The organism is Microbacterium sp. JZ37 (genome assembly GCF_035188445.1).
Classification (GTDB): Bacteria; Actinomycetota; Actinomycetes; order Actinomycetales; family Microbacteriaceae; genus Microbacterium; species Microbacterium barkeri.
This window is the reverse complement of the sequence record NZ_CP045253.1, coordinates 3,443,697-3,470,493: the sequence shown is the minus strand read 5'-3', so window position 1 is coordinate 3,470,493 and position 26,797 is coordinate 3,443,697. Positions and strand designations below refer to the sequence as shown.

23 protein-coding genes and 1 pseudogene are annotated in these 26,797 nt (G+C 72.2%); 11 read left to right on the top strand and 13 right to left on the bottom strand.

The window, feature by feature from the left end:
* Positions 1-181 precede the first annotated feature (181 nt).
* The 3 genes from murJ to GC092_RS16005 form a co-directional block, all read right to left on the bottom strand.
* The gene (gene murJ / locus GC092_RS16015; RefSeq protein WP_324013284.1) at positions 182-1,807 is read right to left on the bottom strand and encodes a murein biosynthesis integral membrane protein MurJ; all 1,626 of its coding nucleotides are present in this window, start codon (positions 1,805-1,807) and stop codon (positions 182-184) included.
* Positions 1,800-4,067 (bottom strand): DUF6049 family protein, encoded by a 2,268-nt coding sequence (locus GC092_RS16010; protein ID WP_324013281.1) that lies wholly within the window; start codon positions 4,065-4,067, stop codon positions 1,800-1,802. Before GC092_RS16010 ends, murJ begins: the two co-directional genes overlap by 8 nt.
* A 93-nt stretch (positions 4,068-4,160) precedes the next feature.
* Positions 4,161-5,138: a LacI family DNA-binding transcriptional regulator gene (locus GC092_RS16005; protein WP_324013279.1), complete on the bottom strand. Its 978-nt coding sequence runs from the start codon at positions 5,136-5,138 to the stop codon at positions 4,161-4,163.
* Positions 5,139-5,224: 86 nt separating this feature from the next.
* Between GC092_RS16005 and galT the strand changes: the two genes are divergently transcribed.
* Both galT and galK read left to right on the top strand, forming a co-directional pair.
* Entirely contained in the window at positions 5,225-6,373 is a 1,149-nt protein-coding gene (gene galT, locus GC092_RS16000) for a galactose-1-phosphate uridylyltransferase (RefSeq protein ID WP_324013277.1), read from the top strand.
* The gene (gene galK / locus GC092_RS15995; RefSeq protein WP_324013275.1) at positions 6,370-7,566 is read left to right on the top strand and encodes a galactokinase; all 1,197 of its coding nucleotides are present in this window, start codon (positions 6,370-6,372) and stop codon (positions 7,564-7,566) included. The genes galT and galK overlap by 4 nt, the downstream gene beginning before the upstream one ends.
* 68 nt (positions 7,567-7,634) lie before the next feature.
* Here galK and GC092_RS15990 read toward each other — a convergent pair whose 3' ends face one another.
* From GC092_RS15990 to GC092_RS15980, 3 genes are all read right to left on the bottom strand, one after another.
* The gene (locus tag GC092_RS15990; protein ID WP_324013273.1) at positions 7,635-8,483 is read right to left on the bottom strand and encodes an IS3 family transposase; all 849 of its coding nucleotides are present in this window, start codon (positions 8,481-8,483) and stop codon (positions 7,635-7,637) included.
* Complete coding sequence (locus tag GC092_RS15985) at positions 8,480-8,806, bottom strand: helix-turn-helix domain-containing protein (protein ID WP_324013271.1); 327 nt, start codon at positions 8,804-8,806, stop codon at positions 8,480-8,482. Before GC092_RS15985 ends, GC092_RS15990 begins: the two co-directional genes overlap by 4 nt.
* Positions 8,807-9,077: 271 nt before the next feature.
* Positions 9,078-9,515, bottom strand: a complete 438-nt coding sequence (locus GC092_RS15980; RefSeq protein ID WP_271172552.1) for an Hsp20/alpha crystallin family protein — start codon at positions 9,513-9,515, stop codon at positions 9,078-9,080.
* A 181-nt stretch (positions 9,516-9,696) separates the two neighbouring features.
* Here GC092_RS15980 and GC092_RS15975 point away from each other — a divergent pair, with 181 nt between their 5' ends.
* From GC092_RS15975 to GC092_RS15960, 4 genes and pseudogenes are all read left to right on the top strand, one after another.
* A complete protein-coding gene (locus GC092_RS15975) occupies positions 9,697-11,220 on the top strand; it encodes a DUF7059 domain-containing protein (protein WP_324013268.1) in 1,524 nt (507 codons plus the stop codon).
* A gap of 145 nt (positions 11,221-11,365) precedes the next feature.
* Positions 11,366-12,793, top strand: coding sequence for a CCA tRNA nucleotidyltransferase (locus GC092_RS15970; protein ID WP_324013266.1), 1,428 nt, complete (start codon positions 11,366-11,368; stop codon positions 12,791-12,793).
* Positions 12,794-12,880: 87 nt separating this feature from the next.
* Positions 12,881-14,082, top strand: a pseudogene (locus GC092_RS15965) (glycosyltransferase).
* A gap of 4 nt (positions 14,083-14,086) precedes the next feature.
* A complete protein-coding gene (locus GC092_RS15960; RefSeq protein WP_324013264.1) occupies positions 14,087-15,304 on the top strand; it encodes a glycosyltransferase in 1,218 nt (405 codons plus the stop codon).
* A 1-nt stretch (position 15,305) separates the two neighbouring features.
* On the opposite strand, the gene GC092_RS15955 is transcribed toward GC092_RS15960, so the two are convergent.
* Positions 15,306-15,458 (bottom strand): hypothetical protein, encoded by a 153-nt coding sequence (locus tag GC092_RS15955; protein WP_324013263.1) that lies wholly within the window; start codon positions 15,456-15,458, stop codon positions 15,306-15,308.
* An 84-nt stretch (positions 15,459-15,542) separates the two neighbouring features.
* Here GC092_RS15955 and GC092_RS15950 point away from each other — a divergent pair, with 84 nt between their 5' ends.
* Positions 15,543-16,550 (top strand): GlxA family transcriptional regulator, encoded by a 1,008-nt coding sequence (locus tag GC092_RS15950; protein ID WP_324013260.1) that lies wholly within the window; start codon positions 15,543-15,545, stop codon positions 16,548-16,550.
* 9 nt (positions 16,551-16,559) lie between these two features.
* On the opposite strand, the gene GC092_RS15945 is transcribed toward GC092_RS15950, so the two are convergent.
* Positions 16,560-17,099 carry a small multidrug efflux protein gene (locus GC092_RS15945; RefSeq protein WP_324013258.1) on the bottom strand — a complete coding sequence of 180 codons (540 nt, stop codon included), beginning with the start codon at positions 17,097-17,099 and terminating at the stop codon, positions 16,560-16,562.
* Between the two features lie 157 nt (positions 17,100-17,256).
* Between GC092_RS15945 and GC092_RS15940 the strand changes: the two genes are divergently transcribed.
* The 3 genes from GC092_RS15940 (at position 17,257) to GC092_RS15930 (ending at position 21,274) form a co-directional block, all read left to right on the top strand.
* Positions 17,257-18,438 carry a sensor histidine kinase gene (locus tag GC092_RS15940; protein ID WP_324013256.1) on the top strand — a complete coding sequence of 394 codons (1,182 nt, stop codon included), beginning with the start codon at positions 17,257-17,259 and terminating at the stop codon, positions 18,436-18,438.
* Complete coding sequence (locus GC092_RS15935; RefSeq protein WP_324013255.1) at positions 18,435-19,037, top strand: response regulator; 603 nt, start codon at positions 18,435-18,437, stop codon at positions 19,035-19,037. The genes GC092_RS15940 and GC092_RS15935 overlap by 4 nt, the downstream gene beginning before the upstream one ends.
* Positions 19,038-19,126: 89 nt before the next feature.
* Positions 19,127-21,274 carry an ATP-dependent Clp protease ATP-binding subunit gene (locus tag GC092_RS15930; RefSeq protein ID WP_324013254.1) on the top strand — a complete coding sequence of 716 codons (2,148 nt, stop codon included), beginning with the start codon at positions 19,127-19,129 and terminating at the stop codon, positions 21,272-21,274.
* Between the two features lie 66 nt (positions 21,275-21,340).
* Here the strand turns inward: GC092_RS15930 and GC092_RS15925 are convergent, their stop codons facing one another.
* From GC092_RS15925 to GC092_RS15905, 5 genes are all read right to left on the bottom strand, one after another.
* A complete protein-coding gene (locus GC092_RS15925; protein WP_324013253.1) occupies positions 21,341-21,931 on the bottom strand; it encodes a nitroreductase family protein in 591 nt (196 codons plus the stop codon).
* A gap of 172 nt (positions 21,932-22,103) precedes the next feature.
* Positions 22,104-23,231: an ABC transporter permease gene (locus GC092_RS15920; RefSeq protein WP_324013252.1), complete on the bottom strand. Its 1,128-nt coding sequence runs from the start codon at positions 23,229-23,231 to the stop codon at positions 22,104-22,106.
* Positions 23,228-24,112 (bottom strand): ABC transporter ATP-binding protein, encoded by an 885-nt coding sequence (locus GC092_RS15915; RefSeq protein ID WP_282978398.1) that lies wholly within the window; start codon positions 24,110-24,112, stop codon positions 23,228-23,230. Before GC092_RS15915 ends, GC092_RS15920 begins: the two co-directional genes overlap by 4 nt.
* Before the next feature lie 119 nt (positions 24,113-24,231).
* On the bottom strand, positions 24,232-24,888 hold the full coding sequence (locus GC092_RS15910; protein WP_324013251.1) for a response regulator: 657 nt from the start codon (positions 24,886-24,888) through the stop codon (positions 24,232-24,234).
* Complete coding sequence (locus GC092_RS15905; protein ID WP_324013250.1) at positions 24,885-26,204, bottom strand: sensor histidine kinase; 1,320 nt, start codon at positions 26,202-26,204, stop codon at positions 24,885-24,887. The genes GC092_RS15910 and GC092_RS15905 overlap by 4 nt, the downstream gene beginning before the upstream one ends.
* A gap of 153 nt (positions 26,205-26,357) precedes the next feature.
* Between GC092_RS15905 and GC092_RS15900 the strand changes: the two genes are divergently transcribed.
* Entirely contained in the window at positions 26,358-26,795 is a 438-nt protein-coding gene (locus GC092_RS15900; RefSeq protein WP_271172568.1) for a VOC family protein, read from the top strand.
* Positions 26,796-26,797: the final 2 nt, after the last annotated feature.

Below are 26,797 nucleotides of genomic sequence, written 5' to 3'. Positions count from 1 at the left end.
GTGCGACGGGCGACGCGCCCGAGGCGCTCGCACCGCGCCGATAGCGTCGGAGGCGCCCGCGTTCCGCGGGTGCTCCGCTCGGGCGACCCCAGCGCCCGGAGCCGCACCGGCAGGCGTCCCCAGCGCTCCGGTGACCGCCTGCGGCGGGCGCGCCTCGGAACGCGCCCGCCGCAGGTGAGCGTCAGCGCCTGAGCCGCGCGCGGATGAGCTGCGTGACGGACTTCAGCTCGGGTGAGCGCAGGACCGCGAGGGCGACGACGTAGACGAGCGCCGTGGCGCCGCCGATGAGGATGCACCCCGCGATCGCCTGCGCGATGCCGTCGAGCATCCATCCCCCGGCGCCGCCGCACAGGAGGTACACGCCGACGCCCGCACCGGCGGCGGGGAGGGCGGCCAGCGCGAAGCGCAGCAGGGCCCGGAGCGAGACGCCGAGGCCGAGCGGCCCGAGACGACGCCGGAGGAGCCAGGTCGCGAGCACGACCTGCGCCGTGCTCGACAGCGACTGCCCGGTGGCCACCGCGGCGGTGAGGTAGGGGCGCAGCTCGTCGGTCGAGAACACGAGGATCGAAGCCGTCGCGAAGGTCACCGACAGCGCGCCCTGGAAGACCGTGAACCAGAACGGCGTCCGCGTGTCTCCGTAGGCGTAGAACGTGCGCTGCACGACGAACTGGACCGCGAGCGGGACGAGCCCGATGAGGAATCCGATGAGCACGAGGGAGGCCTCGACCGCCTGCTCCCCGTTCTCGGTGAAGATCCGCGCGACGGGCGCCGCCGCCGCCATGACGGCCGCCGTGGCGAGCACGCAGAGGAGCCCGAGCATCCGGATGGCCCGGCTGATGTCGGCGCGCACCTCGTCGTCGCGTCCGGCAGCCGCGTGCTCGCTGAGCTGGGTGAAGTAGGGGGTGCCGATCGAGAGGACGATCACCGAGTACGGGAGCATGAACACGAGCCACGACGTGAACCAGACGGTCACGGACGCCTGCCCGGACGCGTCCGAGATCGTGCTCTGCTGGTACATCGACACGAGCTGGCCGATGACCATCATGAGGAACGTCCAACTCGTGAGGCTGCCGACCTCGCGCAGGCCCATGCCGCGCCAGCGGAAGTCGGGGCGGATGCTCAGCCCCGTGCGTCGCCAGAAGAACAGCAGGACGAACATCTGGGCGACGATGCCGAGCGTCGCGACGCCGCCGAGGAGCGCCACCTTGGGGAGGTTCCAGCCGCCGTCCGCGGTCGTCCACTGCGCGAGGGACGACTGATGGCCGCCGAACACGGCGATGAACACGCCGAATCCCGCGATCGAGACGATGTTGTTGACGATCGGCGCCCACGCGTACGGGCCGAACACGCGGCGCGCGTTGAGCGTCTCGCCGAGCAGCGCGAACATCCCGTAGAAGAAGATCTGCGGCAGGCACCAGTAGGCGAAGGCGACCGCGAGCGCGATGGTGTCGGGGTCGAACCGGGCGCCGTACAGCCAGATGAGCGGCCAGACGAGGATCATCGCGAGCACGCTCGCGCCCGCGAGCAGCACACCGCCCAGCGTCATGAACTTCGAGATGTGCGAGGCCCCGCCGTCCTCGCGCGCGCTCCACCTCACGATCTGCGGCACGATCACGGCCGTCAGGACGCCCGTCGAGATGATCATGAAGATGTTGTTCGGCAGCTGGTTCGCCGCCGTGAACGCGTCGGAGGCGTTGCCGAACGAGCCGACCGCCGCGATGAGGACGATCGAGCGCACGAGACCCGTGACCCGCGAGGCGAGCGTCCCGGCCGCGATCATGGCGCTGGAGCGGCCGAGGCTAGTCATCCGATGCGTCCCTCTCCCCTGCGGGCGGGCCATCCGCGCCGTCCGCCGTCGCGCCGTCCGCATCCGCGCCATCCGGGGTCGCGCGCTCGGCCATCCGCCGGCGTCGCCGGAGCACCGTGCGGATCACGCCGCCCACGACGAGCAGCACGATGATCGCGACGAGCACGGCGATGCCGATGCGCTCCCACTCGGCGCGCACGGTCACGTCCATGGTCTGCACGCCGCCGATCTGCTCGCCCGATGCCGTGAACAGCGAGACCGCGAGCTGCACCTCGCCGCTTCCGACGCGCGCCTCGACGGGGATCTCGACGCGCGGGTTGCTGCCCGCCGGCACCTGCACCTCGATGCGCTCTTGCACGTCGAGGCGCACGTTGTCGGGCTGCACCTCGAGCACGACCGTGATGGGCCACGCGAGGCTGTTGCGCACCCAGACCGGCAGCGGCGCCTCGGCGCTCAGCAGCTGCACCTGGTCGGACACCGTCACGCCGATGCCGTCGACGCGCTGAGCGGTCAGCTCGGCGTGCGCGCCGATGGCCTCGCGCCAGCGGTCGGGGTCGTCGGTCCATCCGACGCCGAGCAGCTGCAGGGCCTCGGCGCGCGCCTGGCCCGTGAGCAGCTCGGGCTCGTCGAGCGCCGACGCCATGTGCGCGAGGCCCGGCTCGGCGGACGTGAAGGCCGAGACCGCCGCGGTGCGCTCCGGCTCCGGCGCGACCTCGGACACCGTGACGGGCTGCGCCTCGGCCTCGAGGACGTCGGTGAGCGGCACGGCCTCGACCGACGCATTGCGGGTGACGCTCTCGATGGCGTCGCGCAGGCTCTCCTCGGTGCGGATGGCCGTGGGCGCCTCCGCGTCGTCGGCCGGGTAGGCGGGGCGGTCGAGCGCCACGAGGAGCGGAGCTCCTCCGGTCTCGTGCGCCGCGAACCACAGCTCCGCGGAGGCCTCGACGAGATCGTCCTCGTGCGCGCTCTGGTCGAGCGCGGCGGCGCTGAGCACCTCGGAGATGGCCTCGTCGTACACGAGCGCGCCCTCGGCGCGCGCGGGCACGGCGGCTCCTTCTGCTCCCTCGGCGGTCGACGTCGAGGGGATGAGCGTGGTCGCTCCCTCCGCGGCGAGAGCGGACACGACGTCGGGCCCCGCGGAGCCCTCGGCCGGCCAGTACACGCGCGCCGCCTCCTCGCCGATGGAGAGGAGCTCCTCGAGGGAGGGGTAGGCGGGCTCATCCGGCGCGGCGGGCTCCTCCTCCGCGGCGGGCGTGGCCGACGGCGTCGGCTCCGGTGCCGCGAAGTTCTCGCCGCTCTCGAACGCGCGCAGACTCGTGGGCGCGAGCGGCGCCGCGAGGCCCGCCTGGATCTGCGGTGTCACGTCGGCGTCGCCGAACTGGAGGGCGAAGCGCTCGTTGGGCAGCTCCTCGAGCCGCTCGAGCCACTCGAGGGCGGCAGCAGGCGCTGCCGTGCCGAGCGCGCGGATCGCCGCCGGGATGGCCGGATCGACCGCGAGCACGGCCGTCGTGCCGGCGACGGCCTCGAGCGCCTGCGACAGCGCGCCGTCGGGGCCGGTCAGGGTGCCGATCTCGTCGGCGGTGAGGAGCCCCGCCGCGGTCGGCGGCGCGGTGATCGGGACGATGACCGAGACCGGCGCGCGCTCGCCGTCGGCGACCACGACGACGCTGCGGCCCTCGACCGCGGACGCGCCTGCGCCGAGCGTCGCGCGCAGCGGGTAGACGCCGGCTGCGAGACCCTCGAGGCCGGCGACATCCGCCGCGACCGAGAGCTCCTCGGTCGCGCTCGCACCTCCGCCGACCTCGTCGACCGGTGCGGTCTGGAGCGTCGCGAAGTCTCCGTCGGCGTCGCCCGACGCCAGCCAGGCGTCCAGCGCGGCGCGGTCGCCGAGTGCCGACCGCGCGATGTCGAGGCGGAGCGTGCCCGCCGGCAGCGCCTCCGCGCCGGGATTGGCGATCGTCGCCGTCGCGTTGAGGGCGGCACCGGCGCCGAGCACTCCCTGCTGGGCGGGGAGGAGCGAGAGAGCGGGCGCCTGGTCGTCGTCGCCGTCCGCGTCTGCGGGGACGCCGACCCGCGCCTCCTGCCCGCTCTCCTTCGGAGCGGTCACGTGACGGCGGGGCGCATCGGATGGCTCGGAGGTCGCATCGGGGACCGACGCGAGCGCGGGCTGGGCGCCCAGGAGCAGCGCGAGCAGGACCGCGGTCGGCGCGCCCAGACGTCGCAGACAGCTGCGTGCCTCGGCCGTGCGGCGGTGGGTCATGGACATCCTGCTCATCGGGTCGTGCGAGGGCGCACGGGACCGTTCAATCCTACGAACACGGCTGGACGCGCCCTGCGAGGCGTGCCGCAATGGTCACCGGGGGCGCAGTGAGCTCTCGCGGACGATGAGGCGCGTCGGCACGATCGTGCGGTCGGCCACGGCGTCGCCCGCGAGCAGCGCGAGGAGCAGGTCGACCGCGGTCGAGCCGAGCTCGTCGAAGTCCTGCGCCACCGTCGTGAGCGGCGGCCAGTAGTCCGCCGCGTCGACGACGTCGTCGAACCCGGCGACTGCGAGGTCGTCGCGCCCCGCTGCGTGGGCGGCGTGCAGGGCGCCGAGCGCCATCTGGTCGTTCGCCGCGAAGACCGCGGTGACCGCGGGGTCCGCGACGAGCTCCTCCGCGAGATCGCGGGCGGACGCGGCCGTCCAGTCTCCGCGCAGAGGACGCGGCGCGGTCGCGCCCCTCGCCGCGAGGGCGGCGCGCCATCCCCGTTCGCGCTCGGCGGCGGCGAACGAGCCCGCGGGGCCGGCCAGATGATGCACGGAGGCGTGCCCCTGCGCGAGGAGGTGCGCGGTGGCGCTCTCGGCGCCGCCGGCGTGATCCGACGAGATGACGGTGAACCGCTCGCTCGTGTCGGCGTCGACCGCGACGACGGGGAACCCGGGCTCCGCGGCCTCGTGGATGCTCGGTGTCGCCTCGTTGAGGACCACGGCGCCGTCGACGCCGTGGTCGGCGAGCGCCGCGAACGCCGTGTCGGCGCGCTCGGCGTCCTCCGAGAGCGTCACCACGAGGACGGCGTGGTCGCGGGCCGACGCGGCCTGCGTGACGGCCTCGAGCATGCGGGTGTTGCCGACCGAGGCCAGCGTGCGCACGACGACGCCGATCGTGCGGGTGCGGCCGGTCCGCAGGGCGCGCGCGGTGCGGTTCGGCCGATAGCCGAGCTGAGCCATGGCGGCCTCGACCCGCGCGCGGGTCGTCGGGTCGACGCGAGGAGATCCGTTGGCGACGCGCGAGACGGTCTGGCCCGAGACCCCGGCGAGTCGGGCGACGTCGGCGGCCGACACCTGCGCCATGGGGTCTCCCTTCTCCTGCGACCCACTTTGCACTACCATCCATGTTGACGTCAACACGCGCGGCATCGCGCAGGAACGGAGGAGCCATGGTGGCACCGGGGACGACGCTGGGCGCCGGCGTGGTCAAGCGCGTCGCGCGTCTCGCCGACGGGCGCGAGCTCATCTACTACGACGACCCGGGCACGACGCTGCCCGAGGAGCGGCGCATCGACGAGCGCGAGCTCGGTCCGCGGCCCGAGACGGCGACGATGCGTCGCGACGTGCTCACGGGCGACTGGATCTCGGTCGCCGCCGCGCGCCAGAACCGGGCGTTCCTGCCGCCGGCCGAGCTCGACCCGCTCGCCCCGCAGACGCCGACGAACCCGTCGGAGGTGCCGAGCCTCTACGACGTCGCGGTCTTCGAGAACAAGTCGCCGTCGTTCGGCCCGGCACTCGACGTCGCCACGGGGGACGCGCCCGCCGCCGTCGACCCGCCGCTCGGCCTCGACGACCTCGACGCGCCGGGGCTCGGCCGCAGCCGCACGTCGGTCGGCCGCTGTGAGGTCGTGTGCTTCAGCCCCGAGCGCGAGGGCTCCTTCGGCACGCAGACGGAGACCCGCGCTCGGACCGTCATCGAGGCATGGGCAGACCGCACCGCCGCGCTCTCGGCCCTGCCGGGCATCCGCCAGGTCTTCCCGTTCGAGAACCGGGGCGAGCAGATCGGCGTGACGCTGCACCATCCCCACGGCCAGATCTACGCGTACCCCTACATCACGCCGCGCACGAAGCTCCTGCTGCAGGCCATCGAGCGCGAGGGCGCCGATCTGTTCGAGAGGATCATCGCCTTCGAGCAGCAGGGCCCCCGCGTCGTGCTCGAGGCCGAGCACTGGATCGCGTACGTGCCGTTCGCCGCGCGATGGCCCGTCGAGGTGCACCTCGCGCCACGGCGCCACGCTCCCGACTTCGCCGCTCTCACGGACGCCGAGCGCGACGAGCTCGCCTCGGTGTACCTGCGTCTGCTGCGGGGCGTCGACCGTCTCTACGACACCCCCACGCCGTACATCGCGGCGTGGCATCAGGCGCCCGTGGACGTCGCGAGGGACACGGCGCGCCTGCACCTGCAGCTCACCTCGCCGCGTCGCGCGGCCGACAAGCTCAAGTACCTCGCCGGATCGGAGGCCGCCATGGGAGCGTGGATCGGGGATGTCCCGCCCGAGCAGACCGCAGAGCGACTGCGCGAGGCGGTGGGGGCATGACCGCGCAGCACGAGGCGATCGAGCTGCTCCGCCCGCTCACCGGCGGAGAGCCGGCGGGCGTCTGGTCGGCGCCGGGGCGCGCCAACCTCATCGGGGAGCACACCGACTACAACGAGGGCTTCGTGCTCCCGTTCGCGATCGAGCACCGCACGTATGCCGCGGTCGGCATGCGAGGCGACCGCATTCTCCGGGTCATCTCGACCCTCGACCGGGCCCCGTTCGAGCTGTCGATCGACGCGCTCGCGGCCACCTTCGACGGCGCAGCGGGTCACGCCGTGCAGAGCGGATCGGTGCCCGAGTGGGCCGCCTATCCCCTCGGCGTCGCCTGGGCCGCCCTCGCGGCGACCGGGCGCAGCGCATCCGACGTCGGCGGCCTCGACATCGCCCTCGCATCGGACGTGCCGGTCGGCGCGGGACTGTCCTCGTCGGCGGCGATCGAGGGGGCGACGGCATCGGCGCTCAGCGATCTGTGGGAGCTCGGGCTCGACGGCCTCTCGATCGCGAAGATCGGGCGGACGGCGGAGAACGAGGCGGTCGGCGCGCCGACGGGCATCATGGACCAGGTGTCGTCGACGCTCGGCCGGCCCGACGCCGCGACGTTCCTCGACTGCCGGACCCTCGCGACGGAGTCCGTCGACCTCGGCTTCGCCCGGGAGGGGCTCGCCCTGCTGGTCATCGACACGCAGGTCACGCACGCGCACTCGACGGGCGGCTATCGCGACCGCCGGGCCTCGTGCGAGAAGGGCGCGGCCGACATGGGGGTGCCCTCGCTGCGCGACCTGTCGGTCGACGACCTCGCGCGCGCCGCGGAGACGCTCGACGAGGTGACCTTCCGCCGGGTGCGGCACATCGTGACGGAGAACCAGCGTGTGCTGGACACCGTCGCCACGCTGCGCACGGCCGGGCCGCGGGCCATCGGCGATCTCCTCGTCGCGTCGCACGCGTCGATGCGGGACGACTTCGAGATCTCGGTCCCCGAGCTCGACACCGCCGTCGAGGCTGCGCTCGCGGCGGGCGCGATCGGCGCGCGCATGACCGGCGGCGGCTTCGGCGGCGCGGCGATCGCGCTCGTGGACGCCGATCGGGTCGACGTCGTCGCCGAGGCGGCGCATGCGGCCTTCGCGGAACGCGGCTTCCGGGCGCCGCACACCTTCACGGTGACGCCGTCGGAGGGCGCGCGTCGCGACGCGTAGCCAGCGCACAGGGAGAGGGGCAGATGCGATGAACTGGTCCGCGTTTGTTGGACTGGTCTAGTTGAAGCCTAGGCTGCGAGGGTCTGGGTCCGGTGTTGCGCCGGGCTCAGGCCCTCGAGTCGTTCGGTGATGCGGTCGTTGTTGTACCAGCGGATGTAGTCGTGCAGTGCGGTGTCGAGGGCTTCGATGCTGAGGTAGCGGACGTGGTGGAAGCACTCTTCCTTGAGGTGGCCGAAGAAGTTCTCCATGACCGCGTTGTCGAAGCAGTTGCCCTTGCGGGACATCGACTGTGTTGCGCCGGCGTCGGCGAGCAGCGCCCGCCAGGAGCGGTGCTGGTACTGGAATCCCTGGTCGGAGTGCACCAGCGGGTGCTGCCCGGGCTCGAGTGTTGCGATCGCCGCGGACAGCGAGCTGTTCGTCAGGTTCAGGTTCGGGGACCGGCTGGTCGAGTACGCGATGATCTCCCGGTTGCAGAGGTCCATCACCGGCGACAGGTAGAGCTTCTCGTCGCCGACGCGGAACTCGGTCACATCCGTGACCCACTTCTCATTCATCGTCTCGGCCGTGAAATCACGGTCCAGGATGTTCTCGGCGATCTGCCCGACCTCGCCCTGGTAGGACACATACCGCCGTTTCCGGCGGGATGTGGAGGCCAGACCGAGCTGACGCATCAGCTTCAGCACGGTCTTGCGATCGATCTGCCACCCGTCGTGCACCAGCACACGGTGCACGCGCCGATACCCGTAACGGCCCTTGTTCACGGTGAACACGTCCGTGATCGCGGCCTTCAGCTCCGCATACGGGTCCGGGGCGTCGCGGCGGGCCTGGTGATAGAAGAACGTCGACCGGGCAAGCCCGGCCGCGGCGAGCAGGTCGGTGAGGGAGTGTTCTGCCTTGAGGGTCACGACGGCGTTCACTTTGACCGTCGTTGCTGCTCCATCAAGGCCCGCAATTTTCCCAAGTACGCGACCTGCGCCTGCAGCCGCGCGTTCTCCCGCCGCAACCGCTCCAGCTCAGTCGCCTCGCTCGGGTCAGCGTTCCGTTCGGGTGGTCTGCCCGTGCGTTTGGGGCGCAGCGCGTCCTCGCCCTCGTTCCGGTATCTCCGCGCCCACGTCTCGATCAGCTTCGGAGACGACAGATCGAACTCGCGAGCCAGTTCCGCCTTGGTCTCGCCGGCGAGGAACCGGGTGACGATCTCGAGTTTGCGTTCGAACGAGTACGACGCCTTCGTCGGCTTCATCAGCAATGTCCTACCCTCACGCACCCGCCACCGGTCATAGAGCCGGCGCACCGGATTCAGACGCGATTCGAGTCGCGTGGCGACCGCATCCGGACCCCACCCGACCTCGAACAACGCTACCGCCGCCTCCCGCTGGTCATCGGACAGTGAACTACGTGGATGCATGAAACTGCTCCCTGGAAGTCGGAACTGAATTCAACAGTCCAACTTCCAGGGAGCAGTTCACGATCGCATCTGCCCCTCTCCCTGTGCGCGCGGATGATCCGGGGGATCAGGAGGTGAGCTCCGGGGCCGTCAGCGTCTGGCTGCTGTCGCCCGAGCGCTGCACCTCGATCTTGCGCGGCTTCGCCTTCTCGCTGATCGGGATGAGCACGCTCATCACGCCGTTCTCGTAGGTCGCCGTGATGCGCTCGGTATCGATGCCCTGGCCGAGGTTCAGCTGACGCATGTACGCGCCCGTCGGCCGCTCGCGCGTGATCCACTTCACGCCCTCTTCGCTGCGGCCCGTCCGCTGCGCGCGGATGGTCAGGAGCTGGCCGTCGACATCGATGTCGACGCTTCCGGGATCGATGCCGGGAAGGTCGGCGCTCAGCACGTAGTGGTCTCCGTCGCGGTAGAGATCCATCGGCATGAGGCGGGGGCCCTGGCGGTCGAAGAGCTGCTCGGCCACCCGGTCGAACTCACGGAACGGATCGAAGAACATCGCCATCGTGATCGTCCTCCTCTGTTCGCTCGGCGCTGTTCGCAACATCACCTTGAGTCGCATCGACTCATGTTTCAAATTAGCACTCTCAGGGGGAGAGTGCTAAAAGTGCGCTGTGAGCTCCCTTCGAGCTCGCTCGGAGCGGCGCGGGGAAGCGGATGACACGAGCGCGCGGTTGAATGGTCGGGTGACCCCGCGCCCCGATCCCGCCCTGTGCCGCGACCTCGCCGCCGACCTCTCGGCCGCGCGGTTCCGATCCGAGGCGCTGCGCGCGATGTGGGGAGTCGAGGCCGATGACGCGATCGGGCGCGGGCTCCGCGCCCCCGCCCTCCGGGCCATCCGCGAGCGCGACGACGCGCTCGCCGTCCTCGCGCGGCTGCTCGTCTTCGGCGTCGGGCAGCCGCTCGCCGCGGTCGACGCCGCGCTCCCCCGGGTCGGCGCCAGCGGGCTCGTCGCACTCGGACTCGCCGCGGTCGACGCCGACGTGGTCGCGCCGCTCGCGGTCATCCGCCCCCAGTCCTTCCACGACGACCGCGGTCCGGGCGAGTGGCTGCTCGCGAGCGATCTCGACGAGATCGCCCTGGGCGGGGGCGCGCTCGCGGAGGATCACGTGCTCGGCGCGGGCGGAGCATCCCTCACGCTGGCCGGTCTGCAGCTTCCGACTCCCGTGCGGACGGTCCTCGACCTCGGCACGGGGTGCGGCATCCAGGCCCTGCGCGCCCGTCGCTTCGCCGACCGGGTCGTCGCGACGGACATCTCCCGGCGCGCCCTCCGCTTCGCGGGGCTGAACGCGGCGCTCGCGGGCGCGACGGGCATCGAGACGCGGGCCGGGTCGCTGTTCGACCCCGTCGCCGGCGAGGTGTTCGACCGCATCGTGTCGAATCCGCCGTTCGTCATCACGCCGCGGGTCACGGGCGTGCCCGAGTACGAGTACCGCGACGGAGGGCTCGTCGGCGACGCGCTCGTGCAGCAGGTCGTCGCGGGCGTCGGCCGCCACCTCGCTCCGGGCGGAACCGCGCAGTTCCTCGCGAACTGGGAGACGAAGGACGGCGTGCCCGGGCTCGACCGCATGCGCGCGTGGGTCGAGGCGTCCGACGTCGCTCTCGAGGCGTGGGTGATCGAGCGCGAGGAGCTCGACCCGATCGCCTACGCCGAGATGTGGATCCGCGACGGCGGCACGACCCCTGGCAGCCCCGCGCACGACCGACTCCTCGACGCCTGGCTCGACGACTTCTCCGAGCGAGGCGTCACGGCGATCGGCTTCGGCTACGTGCTCCTGAGGAGAGCGGATGGCGCGCCGCGGCTCGCGCGCTATGAGCGCGTCACGCAGGCGATCCCGTCGGAGGGCGCGCTCGGCACGCATCTCGCGGCGGTGCTCGCGGCGCACGACCGCATCGCGCCGCTCCCCGACGCCGAGCTGCTCGCCCTGCGCCTGCGGGCGGCGCCCGACGTCACCGAGTCGCGTCACCACCTCCCCGGCGCCGCGGACCCCAGCGTGATCGAGCTGCGTCAGGGCGGCGGCTTCGGGCGCTCCGCGCAGGCCGACCCGGCGCTCGCCGCGCTCGTCGGCGCGTGCGACGGGGAGCTCGCCCTGGGGCAGATCGTCGCGGCGCTCGCGCAGCTGCTCGAGACGGACGAGGACGCGCTGCGTGCGGGGCTCCTGCCCGCCGTCCGCGAGCTCGTCCTCGACGGCTTCCTCGCCCCCGCCTGACCCCGCCCCCGGCCCCCGGGCCCGGCCCCGGCCTCCCGGTCCGTGAGACTAGCGCTCGTCGTCGAGACCAGTGCACCCGGCGCTGGCCTCGACGACGGACGCTAGTCTCGGGGCCGCCCTGCGACCGCCCGGTACCCTGGAAGCCATGCTCAACATGGCCGCCGGTCTCGCGCGCCTCGGCGACCTCGCGGCGTCGCCCGTGGTCGCGACCCTCGCGCAGGCGTTCGCCGATGCGGGCCACGGCCTCGCGGTCGTCGGCGGACCCGTGCGCGACGCCCTCCTCGGGCGGACGACGAACGACCTCGACTTCACGACCGACGCGCGCCCCGACGACATCCTGCGGATCGTCACGCCGGTGTCCTCCGCGCAGTGGGACATCGGCCGGGCGTTCGGCACGATCGGCGCGCGCGTGCAGGGCGAGCAGGTCGAGATCACGACCTACCGGGCCGACAGCTACGACGGCGAGACGCGCAAGCCGACCGTCGAGTTCGGCGACACCCTCGAGGCCGACCTCACGCGACGCGACTTCACCGTGAACGCGATGGCGCTGCGCGTCCCCGACGTGCGGCTCGTCGACCCGACCGGCGGCGTGGAGGACCTCGTCGCCGGCGTCCTGCGCACGCCGATCGATCCGCGGGTCAGCTTCGGAGACGACCCGCTGCGCATGCTGCGCGCCGCCCGCTTCTCCGCGCAGCTCGGCTTCGCGATCGAGGAGGGCACGCTCGCGGCGATCGCCGACCTGCGCGAGACGCTCGCGATCGTGAGCCCCGAGCGCGTCCAGGGCGAGCTGACCCGCCTCCTCCAGACCGACGACCCCGTGCGCGGGCTGCGCGTTCTCGTCGAGACGGGCCTCATCGACCAGTTCCTCCCCGAGATCCCCGCGCTGCGCCTCGAGGTCGACGAGCACCACCACCACAAGGACGTCTACGAGCACTCCCTCACCGTGCTCGCGCAGGCCATCGAGCACGAGCGCGCGCGCCATCCGGACGCCGAGCCCGATGTGAAGCTGCGCCTCGCCGCCCTCCTGCACGACATCGGCAAGCCGCGCACCCGCAAGCTCGAGCCCGGCGGAGCCGTCTCGTTCCACCACCACGACCTCGTCGGCGCGCGGATGGCGAAGAAGCGGCTGCAGGCGCTGCGCTACGACGGCGAGACGATCGGCTCGGTCTCGAAGCTCATCGAGCTGCATCTGCGCTTCTTCGGCTACGCCGAGGGCGCGTGGACGGATTCCGCCGTGCGCCGCTACGTGCGCGACGCGGGCGACGAGCTCGAGCGCCTGCACATCCTCACCCGCGCCGACGTCACGACGCGCAACCGCCGCAAGGCCGCGCGTCTCGCGCACGCGTACGACGACATCGAGGCGCGCATCGCGGCTCTCCGCGAGCAGGAGGAGCTCGACGCCATCCGCCCCGACCTCGACGGGAACGAGATCCAGCGGATCCTCGACGTGGGCCCGGGCCCGGTGGTCGGCCAGGCGTACCGGTTCCTGCTCGACCTGCGCCTGGATGAGGGCGCGCTGGGCCCCGAGGAGGCCGAGCGACGGCTGCGCGCGTGGTGGGCCGAGCAGGGCTGAGCCGCGTCGGCACGCCTCACAGTCAGCTCCAAACTGGTGCAATAGGCTCGGGAAGACTTCCCCCAGGCCGCATGGCGCCGCCACGAACTGCACTGTGAGGCATCCGTGACCACTTCCGCGTCCGACCGACTGACCATCCTGCTCGGGTGCGACACGTTCTCGCCCGACATCAACGGGGCGGCCCGGTTCGCGGAGCGCCTCGCCGCGGGTCTCGTCCAGCGCGGACACGACGTGCACGTGAGCGCGCCGAACACGGCGTGGAAGCGCACGGCGCCGCGCACCGAGGTCATCGAGGGCCAGCCCATGACCCTGCACCGGCTGCCGTCGGTGCACCTGTGGTGGCACGAGTGGCTCCGATTCGTGTGGCCGTGGCGCTCGAAGCACTACGCGCGCCAGGTGCTCGACGCCGTGAAGCCCGACGTCGTGCACATCCAGTCGCACATCGTCATCGGCCGCGGCCTCGCCCGCGAGGCGCGCAAGCGCGGCATCCCCGTGATCGCCACGAACCACGTGATGCCCGAGAACATCGTCGACTCGACGAAGCTGCCGCCGGCCCTCAACCGCCTCCTCGTCAAGCTCGCGTGGGACGACGCCAAGCGCACGTTCGACCTCACCGCGGCGGTCACGACCCCGACGCGCAAGGCCGCCGACTTCCTCGAGGCGACGATCGACATCGCCGGCGTCATCCCCATCAGCTGCGGCATCGACAAGTCGCAGTACACGGCCGACCTCTCCCCCGCACGGAGAACCGCGTCGTGTTCGTGGGGCGCATCACGACCGAGAAGCACGTGGACGTGCTCCTCCGCGCGATCGCGCGTCTCGATCCCGCCCTCGACGTCAAGCTCGACCTCGTCGGCGACGGCGACCAGCGCCCGCTGCTCGAGCGGCTCGCCGACGAGCTGGGGATCGCCGACCGCGTGACGTTCTTCGGCCACACGACCGACGAGGTGCTGCGCGACGCGCTCACGCGCGCCTCGGTGTTCGCGATCGCCTCGATCGCCGAGCTGCAGTCGATCGCCACCATGGAGGCCATGGCGTCCGGTCTGCCGGTCGTGGCGGCGAACGCCGTCGCGCTCCCGCACCTCGTGCACGAGGGCGAGAACGGCTACCTCTTCGAGCCGGGCGACGTCGACGCGCTCGCGGCGCGGCTGACGGATGTGCTCACGGCAGCTCCCGAGGAGCGCGAGCGCATGCAGAGAGCATCCCTGCGGATGGTCGAGGCCCACGACATCACGCGCACGCTCGACACGTTCGAGGCGCTGTACCGGGGCGAAGCGCTCCCCGCCTGACGCCGTGCACATCGTCATCTTCGGCGACCAGCACGTCGAGACGCTGGGCGGGGCGCAGGTCTCGACGCGGCTGCAGCGCAGCTTCCTCGAGCGGGCGGGTCACGTCGTCACCGTCGTCGCGCCCCGGCGCTGGTCGCGCGACCCCGTGAACCGCGACGATCCCGCCTACCTCGACCTGCCGTCCGTGCCCGTCACGTGGGACCGCGAGTACTCGTTCACCTGGCCGGGCGCCTCGGCCGACGCGTTCATCGACCGCGCGCTGACCCGCCGGGTCGCACAGGGCGCGCCGCTGCCCGACCTCGTGCACGTCCAGGCCGACTTCTGGAGCGCGTTCCTGGGGCATCGCCTCGCGCGGCGGCTCCGGGTTCCGGTCGTGCACACCATGCACAACCGGGTCGACGTCGGCATCGAGGCCACCGCGCCCTTCCCGGGTCTCGTCCTCCGGGCGCTCAACGCATGGCGACGACGCGCCCTCCCCGGCTCAGGACCGGGCGATGACGGATGGGCCTACCTGCGCGGCCTCGCGCGCGGTGCGTCGGCGGTGACGGCGCCGTCGCGCCACTTCGCGCGGCGGCTCGAGGAGCACGGGGTCTTCGCGCCCGTCGACGTCGTGTGGAACGGCATCGACGACGACGTCCGCGCGCGCGTGCTGCAGGCCGCCCCGATCCTCCGCGCCCCCGGGCGTCCGCGCTTCGTGTGGCTCGGGCGCATGTCGCCCGAGAAGCGGCTCCTCCCCGCACTCGAGGCCTTCGCCGACGCCGGCGTGCGCGCCGAGCTGGAGGTCATCGGCGGGGGCTTCGAGCTCGAGAAGGCGCGACGACTCGTTGCGCAGCGGGGGCTCGGCGATCGCGTGCGGTTCGCCGGCCGGCTCCCCTACGAGCAGACTCTCGCGCGCATCGCAGCGGCCGACGCCCTCATCCAGACATCGATCGGCTTCGAGACCCAGGGCATGACCCCGTTCGAGGCGGCGACCCTCGGCACGCCGTCGATCATCAGCGACCCCGACATCGCGGGCGAGTTCGACGGCGGCATCTGGGCGGTGCCCGCGCCCGACGACGAGCCGGGCCGGATCGCGGCGCTCGCCGCGGCCATCCGCACCGCCGCCGCCGACATCGCGGCCGGCACCGCGCCCGTCCCGACGGAGCGCGTCGCCCACGAGTTCCTGCAGTCGTCGCGCACGGCGGCGATGGTCGAGGTCTACGAGCGCGTGCTCGGCCGCTGACTCATCCCTGCACGGGGTTCACGCCGACCGTGTGCGCACGTGCCGCGTCGGCTTCGGACCCGTCCGAGGGCGCGCCGCCGCCCGGGAGCACCGCCGCGGCGACGGCGGCTCCCGCGGCGACCACAAGGGCGGTGACGATGACGACGACGAGCATGGCAGGAACGCTACGGTTGTGCGATTCCTGCCGCGAGTGGCAGGATGGCCGCAGATCGTCGCATTTCTGCCAACCGGAGCGCTCATGAAGACCGTCGCGTGCATCGTCCAGGAGGGGTTCGCCCCGTTCGAGTTCGGGCTGGCGTGCGAGGCGTTCGGCCTCGACCGCAGCGCCGACGGCGTGCCGAGCTTCGACTTCCGTCTCGTCTCCCCGACGCCCGGTCTCGTGGCATCCAACCTCGGGTTCTCGATCACGGTCGACGCCGACCTGTCCTTCGCCGACGAGGCCGATCTCGTCGTCGTCACCCCGATCCCCCGGTCGTCGTGGGGCGCCGTCGACGAGCGCGTGTGCGAGGTCATCCGTCGCGCGGTCGCACGCGGAGCGTGGGTGCTCACGGTCTGCAGCGGCTCGTTCGTCGTCGCGGCCGCGGGCGTGCTCGACGGGCGCAGGGCGACGACGCACTGGATGTACGCCGACACGATGCGGCGCATGTACCCGCGCATCGAGGTCGACCCCGACGTCCTCTTCGTGCAGGAGGGCCGCATCATCACGAGCGCGGGCACGGCGGCGGGTCTCGATGCCTGCCTGCACCTCCTTCGCCAGGAGATCGGGGCCGAGCTCACGAACCAGATCGCGCGGCGGATGGTCGTCCCGCCGCAGCGCGACGGCGGCCAGGCCCAGTTCATCCTGAACCCGCTGCCGGCGGAGGCGAGCCTGTCGCTCGCGCCGGTCGCCGACTGGGCTCTCGAGAACCTCCACCGCGAGCTGCCCGTCGACGAGCTCGCGCACCGTGCGCACATGTCGCCGCGCACGTTCGCGCGGCGGTTCAAGGCCGATTTCGGCACGACGCCGGCCGCGTGGCTCGCGCGCCAGCGGGTCATCCAGGCGCAGCGCCTGCTCGAGCGGACGGACTGGGGGCTCGACCGCATCGCGGCCGACTGCGGCTTCGGCTCGGCCGCGGTGCTGCGCCAGAACTTCTCGCGCGTGCTCGGGATCTCGCCGGCCGCGTATCGCGCGCGCTTCGCGTGCCCCGAGATGGCAGACGGCGACGAGCGGATGGCCGCAGGGGCCGATCCGCTCGTCGCCGCGTAGCGCGGGGCGTCAGCTCGCGATCGAGATGATGCCGGTCAGGGCGAGCGTGATGAGGGTCGTCCATCCGACGATCGCGATGCCCTGCCAGAAGAGGATGCGCGCGCGGCCCACGCCGGCGGCGGCGAGCATCGTCGCGGTGAACTGCGTCGGCAGGAGGAGCGGGCCGAGGAGGCTCACGCCAGGGACGCCGTAGCGCACGAGCGCCCGCTGGAACTTCTCCCTGCGGGGCGACGCAGCGGGGGCCGCGACGGCGGTGCCGCCCTCGGCGATCGCGCCGCCGCCCGCGGCGACCGCCACGCGCTCGCGGTGCCGCGTCACGATCGCGCGTCGGGTGCCCGAGCCGAGGAGCACGAGCGCGGCGACGCAGAGGAAGTTGCCGATCGCGCCGGCCGCGGCGGCGATCGCCGGGTGGATGCCGCCGATGATGCCGATCGCCGCGGCGCCCTCGCCCTCGATGAACGGGACGGCGCCCGCGAGGGCGACGATGAGCGGCTGGACGAGCTCCGGGACCTGGGCGACGAGGTTCTGGAAGGTCTCGATGAGGTTCATGCTGTGCTCCTGTCGGCTGTGCTGCGGAGGGGTCTCTCCGGCGATGTCTCCACTCCATCGCGCCGCGGCCGATCGCGGCAGTGCCGAGGTGTCACCGGAGTGCGGGAGAGCTGCACGCGCAGGGGGTGACATCTGTCACGGCCGTACTGTGGTGAGAGTGAAGGCGACATCGGGGGACGCGCGTCGGGGCGCGATCGATCTGACGCGCGGCATCGCCGCGACATGGTGGTACACGATCAGCGCGGTGATCTTCTTCGAGGCCATGATCGCCCTGCTCTGGACGACGACCTGGACCGTCGCGAGCGGGGCCGCGTGGCAGGGGCTCCTCGCCGGAGCCGTCGGCGTCGTGTGGGTCGCGTGCACCGTGCCCCTCCTCCTCGTGCATCGGTCGCGCAGCGAGTCGGACCCGCTCGTGGCGAAGCGCCTCGTGCCGCTCGTGCTCGTCGCAGCCGCATCGGGCGCGGTCCTCGGCGTCCTGACGCACAGCTGGCTCCTCGGCCTCCTGCTCCCCGCGCACGCCGTGGTCCTGCTCAACTGGTCTCGCGGCGTCCGCCTGCGCCTCGTCATGGCGATGACGGCCGCGCTCGCGGCGGCATGGTGGGTCGACGCGCGCGGCGGCGGGGGCGTCCTCGCGGTCGAGGGGGCGCCGATGCTCGCGGCCTTCTGCGTCATGCTGCCGGGAGTGGCCGTCCTGTCGCTGTGGTGGTGGGATGTGCTCGTCGCGCTCGACCGCGCGCGCGTCGCGGAGTCGCGGCTCGCGGCGACGCAGGAGCGGCTCCGGGTCGCGACCGACGTGCACGACCTCCAGGGGCACCACCTCCAGGTGATCGCGCTGCAGCTCGAGCTGGCCGAGAAGCTCATGGACCGCGGCGAGACCGGCGCGGCGCTCGAGCAGGTGCGGGCCGCGCGGGTGAGCGTCGCGGATGCCACGCAGGGCACGCGCGACCTCGCGACGCGCTTCCGGTCGGCGCCGCTGTCGGATGAGCTCGCCAACGCGCGCGACCTCCTGCAGGCCGCGGGGGTCGCGGCGGCGCTCGAGATGCCCGCGGATGCCGACGAGGCGCCTGGCGCCGTGCTCGGGCCCGTCATCAGGGAGACCACGACCAACGTCCTGCGGCACGGCGGGGGGCGGATGGCGCGCCTCTCGCTCGCGCGCGTCGACGGCGCATGGCGCTACGAGATCGCGAACGACCGCGCAGGGGCCGCCGAGGCGCGCGACGGCGCCGGCCTCGAGGGGATCGGACGCCGTGTCGCCGAGGTCGGCGGGCGTCTCGACGTTCGACGGGACCCCGACGCGTTCGCCGTCGTGGTGGAGGTTCCCGAGGAGGTCGTCCGATGATCCGCGTGCTGCTCGCCGACGACGAGGCGATGATCCGCTCCGCGCTCGCGGCGCTCCTGCGCCTCGAGAACGACATCGAGGTCGTGGCCGAGTGCGCCGATGGCTCCGAGGCGGTCGCGGAGGCGCTGCGCGTCGAGCCGGACGTCTGCCTCCTCGACCTCGAGATGCCGGGTCTGGACGGCGTCGAGGTCGCCGCGCAGCTGAGCCGGCGCATCGCGACGCGGTGCGTGGTCGTCACGCGCCATGCGCGGCCCGGCGTGCTGCGCCGCGCGCTCTCCTCGGGCGTCGCGGGGTTCCTGCCGAAGTCGCGCGGCGCGGGCGAGGTGGCCCAGGTCATCCGGCGGGTCGCGGCCGGCGGCCGGTACGTCGACCCGGAGATCGCGGCCGACGCCCTCGCGGACGAGCGCTGCCCGCTCACCCCGCGCGAGCTCGACGTGCTGCGCGTGGGACGACGCGGCGAGACCACGGGGCAGATCGCGCGCTCGCTGTCTCTCGCGCCCGGCACGGTGCGGAACCACATCTCGGTGATCCTCGGCAAGCTCGGGGTCGAGACACGGCAGCAGGCCGTGCTCATGGCCGAGGAGAGCGGCTGGATCTGAGCCGCGCCCTTCCCCGCGGGTCAGGCGGCTGATAAACTTGAGTCACTTCGACTCAGGTTTAGAGTCACCGTGACTCAGGGAGGACAGGAATGCAGGCGAACCAGATGCCGCAGCAGGAGGAGCAGCAGAGCGCCCTCGAGCAGTTCGGCATCAACCTCACCGAGCGCGCCAAGCAGGGCAAGCTCGACCCCGTGATCGGCCGTGACAGCGAGATCCGCCGGGTGAGCCAGGTGCTCACGCGGCGCACGAAGAACAACCCCGTGCTGATCGGCGAGCCCGGTGTCGGCAAGACCGCGGTCGTCGAGGGGCTCGCCCAGCGGATCGTCGCCGGCGACGTCGCCGAGAGCCTCAAGGGCAAGGAGCTCATCGCCCTCGACATCTCCGCCCTCGTCGCGGGCGCGATGTACCGCGGCCAGTTCGAGGAGCGCCTCAAGAAGGTGCTCCAGGAGATCACGGAGTCCGAGGGCCGCGTCATCACGTTCATCGACGAGCTGCACGTGCTCATGGGCGCGGGCGGCGGCGAGGGGTCGGTGGCCGCGGCGAACATGCTGAAGCCGATGCTCGCCCGCGGCGAGCTGCGCATGATCGGCGCGACGACGCTCAACGAGTACCGCGAGTTCATCGAGAAGGACGCCGCTCTCGAGCGCCGCTTCCAGCAGGTCTACGTGGGCGAGCCGAGCGTCGAGGACACCGTCGCCATCCTCCGCGGTCTCAAGGAGCGCTACGAGGCGCACCACAAGGTCGCGATCTCGGATGGCGCGCTCGTCGCGGCTGCGGGGATGTCGCACCGGTACATCCCGAGCCGGCAGCTGCCCGACAAGGCCATCGACCTCATCGACGAGGCTGCGTCGCGGCTGCGCATGGAGATCGACTCCGCGCCGCTCGAGATCGACGAGCTGCGCCGGCACGTCGACCGCCTGAAGCTCGAGGAGCTCGCGCTCAAGAAGGAGAAGGACGCCGCGTCGAAGGACCGGCTCGAGAAGCTCCGCGAGACGCTCCGCGAGGAGGAGGCGCACCTGAAGGGGCTGCAGGAGCGCTGGGAGGCCGAGCGCGCGTCGCTCAACCGCGTCGGCGACCTCAAGACCCGGCTCGACGCCGCACGCAGCGAGGCCGAGCGCGCGCAGCGCGAGGGCAACCTCGAGCGCGCGTCGCGCCTGCTCTACGGCGAGATCCCGGGTCTCGAGCGCGAGCTCGCGGATGCCGAGAAGGCCGAGCGCAGCGACGAGCGGATGGTCGGGGACCAGGTCAACGACGCCGACATCGCGTCGGTCATCGCGGCGTGGACGGGCATCCCCGTCGGGCGCCTGCTGCAGGGCGAGACGGAGAAGCTGCTCCACCTCGAGGCCGAGCTCGGCAGGCGGCTCATCGGTCAGAAGGAGGCCGTGAAGGCGGTCTCCGACGCCGTCCGGCGCTCGCGTGCGGGCATCAGCGACCCGAACCGGCCCACGGGGTCGTTCCTGTTCCTAGGCCCCACGGGCGTGGGCAAGACCGAGCTCGCGAAGGCGCTCGCCGAGTTCCTCTTCGACGACGAGCACGCCATGGTGCGCATCGACATGTCGGAGTACGGCGAGAAGCACTCCGTCTCGCGCCTCGTCGGCGCCCCTCCGGGCTACATCGGCTACGAGCAGGGCGGGCAGCTCACCGAGGCGGTGCGCCGGCGGCCCTACAGCGTGGTGCTGCTCGACGAGGTCGAGAAGGCCCACCCCGAGGTCTTCGACGTGCTCCTGCAGGTCATGGACGACGGACGGCTGACGGATGGCCAGGGCCGCACGGTCGACTTCAAGAACGTCATCCTCATCCTGACCTCGAACCTGGGATCGCCGATCCTCATCGATCCGACGATCTCGGCCGAGGCCAAGCGCGAGCAGGTGATGCTCCTCGTGCGGCAGGCGTTCAAGCCGGAGTTCGTGAACCGTCTCGACGACATCGTGATGTTCCAGGCCCTCAGCCAGGACGACCTCGCCCAGATCGTCGAGCTGCAGGTCGACGCGCTGCAGGAGCGGCTGGGCGACCGCCGGCTCACGCTCGCGGTGACGCCGGATGCCCGCGCCTGGCTCTCCGAGCGTGGCTATGACCCCGTGTACGGGGCGCGGCCGCTGCGCCGCCTCATCCAGCAGGAGATCCAGGACCGCCTCGCCATGGCCATCCTGTCGGGCGGCGTGCATGACGGCGACACGGTGCGCGTCGACGTCGACGCCGCGGGCGACCACCTCGCGCTCGTCAGCGAAGGCCAGTAGGTCCGGCCGAACACACGGAGCCGGCCCCGGGAGGATTCCCGGGGCCGGCTCCGTGCGCTCGTCAGGTCAGCGCGCGTCGACGATGACCGTCTCGGCGAGCGGACGGCGCTCGCGCGGCGCGGTCTCGCGCTCGCGGAGCGCCTCGGGGAGGGCGTCGACGTCGCCGAGCTCGCCGAGCGCGACCACGGTCGTCGGGGCGAAGCGCGCGTCGAGCGAGAAGCGCTCGCGGACGACCTCGGGGTCGAAGCCGCTCATCTGGTGGACGACGAGGCCGTCGTGGTGGGCCTGCACCGAGAGGTGCGCGACGGCCTGACCGAGGTCGTAGACCGCGTGCGAGTTCGCGCGGCCCTCCTCGTTCGCCGTCTCGGCGACCGCGACGATGAGGACGGCGGCGTTCGCGGCCCAGAGCTGGTTGAACTCGACGAGCGACTCGACAACCGACGCATGCTCGGCCGTGCCGCGGCGCGCGACGATGAACCGCCAGGGCTGCACGTTGTAGGCCGACGGGCTCCAGCGGGCGGCCTCGAGGGCGCTCGCGAGCTTGGCCTCGTCGACGGCGCCGGTCGCGTCGTAGGCGCGCGGGCTCCAGCGGTCGGCGAGGACATCGAGGACGGGGTGGTCGGTGGCCGCGGTGCGGTCGAGGGTCGTGGCGCCCATGGCGTGCTCCTTGCTGGTCGGTGGACTCGGTGGGCGCCGTTGCCCGATGGGAGAGGGAACCTCCGCGGGGACGATTGTATTCCGGCGCATGCTCTTCGCCGCGAGCCGACGCAACACGCGGAAACGCGAGACGCCGCCGCCCGCGAGGGCGACGGCGTCTCGCGCGTCGGGCTCAGCCCTTCAGAGCGTCCTTGAGCTTGACGCGCGCGCCCATTCGCAGCAGCGAGTTCTCGTAGATCTTGGCGCCGAGCGCGATCACGAGCACGCACGAGCCGAGCAGCACGACGAGCGAGAGGAGCGGTTCCCACCACTGCGCCTCGTTGAAGAAGAGGCGCAGCGGCATCCCGACCGCGGCCGAGAACGGCACGTACGACAGGATCGTCATGACGAGGGGGTTGTCGCCGAGGAAGATGACGAGGAAGTACGGGATCATCGTCAGGTAGATGAGCGGCGTGAGGGTCGGACCCGAGTCCTCCTGCCGGGAGACGAGCGAGCCCGCAGCGGCGAACATGGCCGCGAGCAGGATGAATCCGAAGAGGAAGAACACGGCGAACCAGACCATGGGCGCGCCGAGCCCCTGGAGGAACTCCGTCTGCCCCGTCACGATGAGGCCCACGACGGCGACCGCGATGAGCACCACGATCTGCGCGAGGGCGAGGATGGTGTTGCCGAGCACCTTCCCCGCGAGCAGCACGCGGGCCGGGATCGCCGAGATGAGGATCTCGACGACGCGGGTCTGCTTCTCCTCGATCACGCTCTGCGTGATGGGGGTGCCGAAGGACATCGCGGCCATGAAGAAGACCATGCCGAACACGATCCCGAGGATGTAGCGCAGGGGGCCCTCCTCCCCCGCTCCCGCATCCAGCAGCTCGACCGTCGGCGACAGCGACAGCGCCGCGATGACCGACGCCGGCGCCTCGCTCTGCGCGATGACGGTGACGCCGGTCGGCGACGCGTCGTCCTGCACGGCGGCCGCATCCACCTCGCCCGCTGCGACGAGCTGCTCGGCCTCGGCTCGATCGTCGACCTCGATGACCTCGAGGGCGTCCGCCGCGCTCAGCTGCGCCGCCACGGCCTGCGTCGCGGCGACCGGCGTCGTGCCCCCTCCTGCGGCCGAGAAGCCCATCCACAGCACCGCCGCGAGGGCGCCGAGCACGAGGATGGCGGTCGAGATGAGGAACGCCTTGCTGCGCAGCTTCGCGGCGAGCTCGCGCTCGGCGACGAGCCACACGCTCTGCGCGGTCGTGGGGGCGGGCGCCGGGGTGCGGTGCGTCGACCGCACGCTCGTGGGGGTGCTCACTGGATGACCTCCTTGAAGATCTGGGAGAGCGAGGGGTGCTGGGGCGCGAAGCTCGCGACCGCCCCGAGGTCGACGGCCTTGCGCAGCACGCGCTGCGCCGTGTCGTCGGAGTCGACGTCGAAGACCGCGAAGCCGCCCGCGAAGTCGACCACCTGCACGCCGGGCTCGCCGCGGAGCCAGCCGGCATCGCCATCCGACACGAGCTCGTAGCGGTTCGTCGCGTGCTGCTCGCGGAGGGCGTCTCGCCCGCCGGCCGCGCGGATGGTGCCGCCCGCGATGATGACGAGGTCGTCGCACAGGCGCTCGACGACGTCGAGCTGATGCGACGAGAACAGCACGGAGACGCCGTCGGCCGCGCGCTGCTGCAGGACCGACGCGACGGTCTCGACGGCGAGCGGATCGAGCCCCGAGAAGGGCTCGTCGAGGATGAGCACGCGCGGCTCGTGCACGAGCGACGCGGCGATCTGCGCGCGCTGCTGGTTGCCGAGCGAGAGGGTCTCGACGTTGTCGCCCAGGCGCTCGGCGAGGCCGAGCTGCTCGAGCAGCTCGGTGGCCCTGCGGGTGGCCTCCGCCCTGCCGAAGCCGTGCAGGCGGGCGAGGTAGACGATGTGGTCGAGGACCTTCATCTTGGGGTACAGGCCACGCTCCTCGGGCATGTAGCCGAAGTTGCGGCGCTCCTCCGGCGTGAGCGGCGCACCGTCGAGCGTGACCTCTCCCCCGTCGCGGGCGAGCAGGCCGAGGACGATCCGCATCGTCGTCGTCTTGCCCGCGCCGTTGCCGCCGACGAAGCCCGTGAGGCGGCCGGGCGCGACGTCGAACGAGACGTCGTCGAGCACCTGCCGCTCGCCGTATCGCTTGGTGATCCCGCGCAGTCTCAGCATCCGCGCTCCCTTCCTCATCGTGTGCTTCACACGCTACGGACGGGCGCGGAGGCGCGCGTCCCCCGCGGGGAGGAACGCGCGCCTCCGTCGCGCGGGGGAGCCGCCTCCCGCGCGAGGCGTCAGGTCAGTCCATGCCGGTGCGCGTATACGACGGCGGCGACACGGTCGCGCGCACCGAGCTTCAGCAGCAGGTTCGACACGTGGGTCTTGACGGTCGCCTCGCCGATGTACAGCTCGCGGGCGATCTCGCTGTTGCTCATGGCCCGGGCGAGCAGCCGCAGCACCTCGAGCTCGCGCTCCGTGAGACCCGCCGCAGACGGGTCCGCAGGGCCCGCGGACGGGGCAGGGGCGGACGCCGTGTGCCGCTCGATGACGCGCCGCGTCACCTCGGGAGCGAGCAGCGCGTCGCCTGCGGCGACGACCCGCACGGCGCCCACGAGCTCCTCGGGCCCCGCATTCTTGAGCAGGAATCCACTGGCACCGGCGTCGAGCGCGGAGAAGAGGTAGTCGTCGCGGTCGAAGGTCGTCACGATGACGACCTGTGCCGCCGTTCCGGCCGCGACGATGCGGCGCGTGGCCTCGATGCCGTCCATGTCGGGCATCTGGACGTCCATGCAGACGACGTCGGGGCGCAGCTCGGCCGCGCGTGCGACGGCCTCCTCCCCCGTGGCCGCCTCCCCCGCGACGTCGATCCCCGACGCCTCGAGGATCATCCGGAAGCCGGCGCGCATCGTGGCGTGATCGTCGACGAGCAGGACGCGGATGGGCGAGGTCATGACGGATCCTCCTCTGCGGTGACGGGCGAGGCCAGTGGCACGGTCACGCGCACGAGGTAGCCGCCCTGCTCGCGCGGCCGGAGCTCGAGCTGGCCGCCCGAGGCGATCGCGCGCTCGCGCATCCCCAGCTGACCGAGACCCGGCCGCGCATCGAGCGCGACGCGGCCGGTGTTGACGACCTCGAGCTCGACGGTGTCCGGGGTGTAGCGCACGCGCATCTCGGCGCGGGCGTCGGGGCCGCCGTGCCGGCGGGCGTTGGTGAGCGCCTCCTGCGCGATGCGGTACAGGTTGACCTGCACGAGATCGGGGACGGGCACCGGGTCGCCCACGACGACGTGCCGCGTGGGCGTCCCCGACGCGGTCATCACCTCCGCGAGGGCGGGCAGCCCCTCGAGGGTGAGCGTCGACGGCGCGCCGACCGCGAAGTCGGGATCGCCGTCGAGCGACCGGAGGGTGTCGAGGAGGTGGCGGAGCTCCGCGATCGCCGAGCGCGCCGACTGCTCGACGACCGAGAGGGCGCGGCGCGCCGCCTCCGGGTCGCGCTCGATCACGGTGCGGGCGGCCCCCGCCTGCACCCCCATGGCCGAGACGTGGTGGGCGACGACGTCGTGCAGCTCGCGCGCGATCCGCACGCGGTCGAGGGCGACCGCCTGGGCTGCGGTGAGCTCGCGCTCCTCCTCGAGCTCGCGCGTGCGCCGCTGGAGCACCGCGCGGTCGCGCGCGGCGGCATATGCCCGATTGCCCATATAGTAGGCGCCGCCGAAGTACGCGGCATTGATGAGCCACATGAGCAGCATGTAGGCGATGTACGGGGAGAGTCCGCCCGGGAAGTTCTCCTGGAGCGCTTCGGTGTCGGTCGCGCCGACGAAGGTCGTGACGAGCAGCCACACGAACATGCCGACGATGATGACGACGCGCGCGAGCGCGGCCCGGCGTCGATCGTCGACCCAGGCGCCGATCGTGAACATGCCGATGAACATCGTCACCTGGCTGACGTAGATCTCCGGAACCTGGAACGACGTGGCCACGAAGTACGCGGTGCAGATCACGGCCGCGACCGTGACGGGAAACCGTCGGCGCAGCGCGAGCGGCAGGGTCATGAACACGCTCGCGAGGAGCGACCACCCCGCGTTCTCGGGCTCCGTGAGGTACGCGCCGGAGACGGCGGTCAGGGCGATGCTCACGATGGCCGCGCCGAAGAGCGCGACCGCGAGGATCGCGTCCTTGCGCAGGTCCCGTGGCGTGACGCGCCGATTCAGCGGCTCTGATTCGTCGATCTCCGCCTCGGGCTCGGCGGGCGCGGTCGTGGCGGTCATCCCTCCACCGTAGGCATTCTGCGCCGTCCGGACATCCGTCGCGAGACGGACGAACTTGCTCTTGACAAGCGTGCTTGCTTTTAACAAGCTGGTGCCGTGCCGCACAGAGGCGGCGCGAAACAGACCAGAGCGATACGCGAGGAGCACACCGTCATGGCCACTCACATCTTCGTCAACCTGCCCGTCACCGACCTCGACCGCGCGAAGGCGTTCTACGAGTCGCTCGGGACGACGATCGTCCCCGAGTTCACCGACGAGAACGCCGCGTGCGTGAAGTGGGACGAGAACGTCTTCTTCATGGTCCTCAAGAAGGAGTACTTCGCGACCTTCACGTCGAAGTCGGTCGTGCTCGGCTCGGAGGGCGCGCAGGTCATCACCGCACTCAGCCGCGACTCCCGCGAGGACGTCGACGCGATCCGCGCGAAGATCCTCGAGGCCGGCGGATCGGAGAACAAGGATCCCCAGGACTACGGCTTCATGTACTCCGTGAGCATGGCCGACCCGGACGGCAACATCATCGAGTTCCTGTGGATGGACCCGGTGGCGGCGGAGAAGGGCCCCGAGGCCTTCTTCGCCGAGCAGGGAGCCTGATC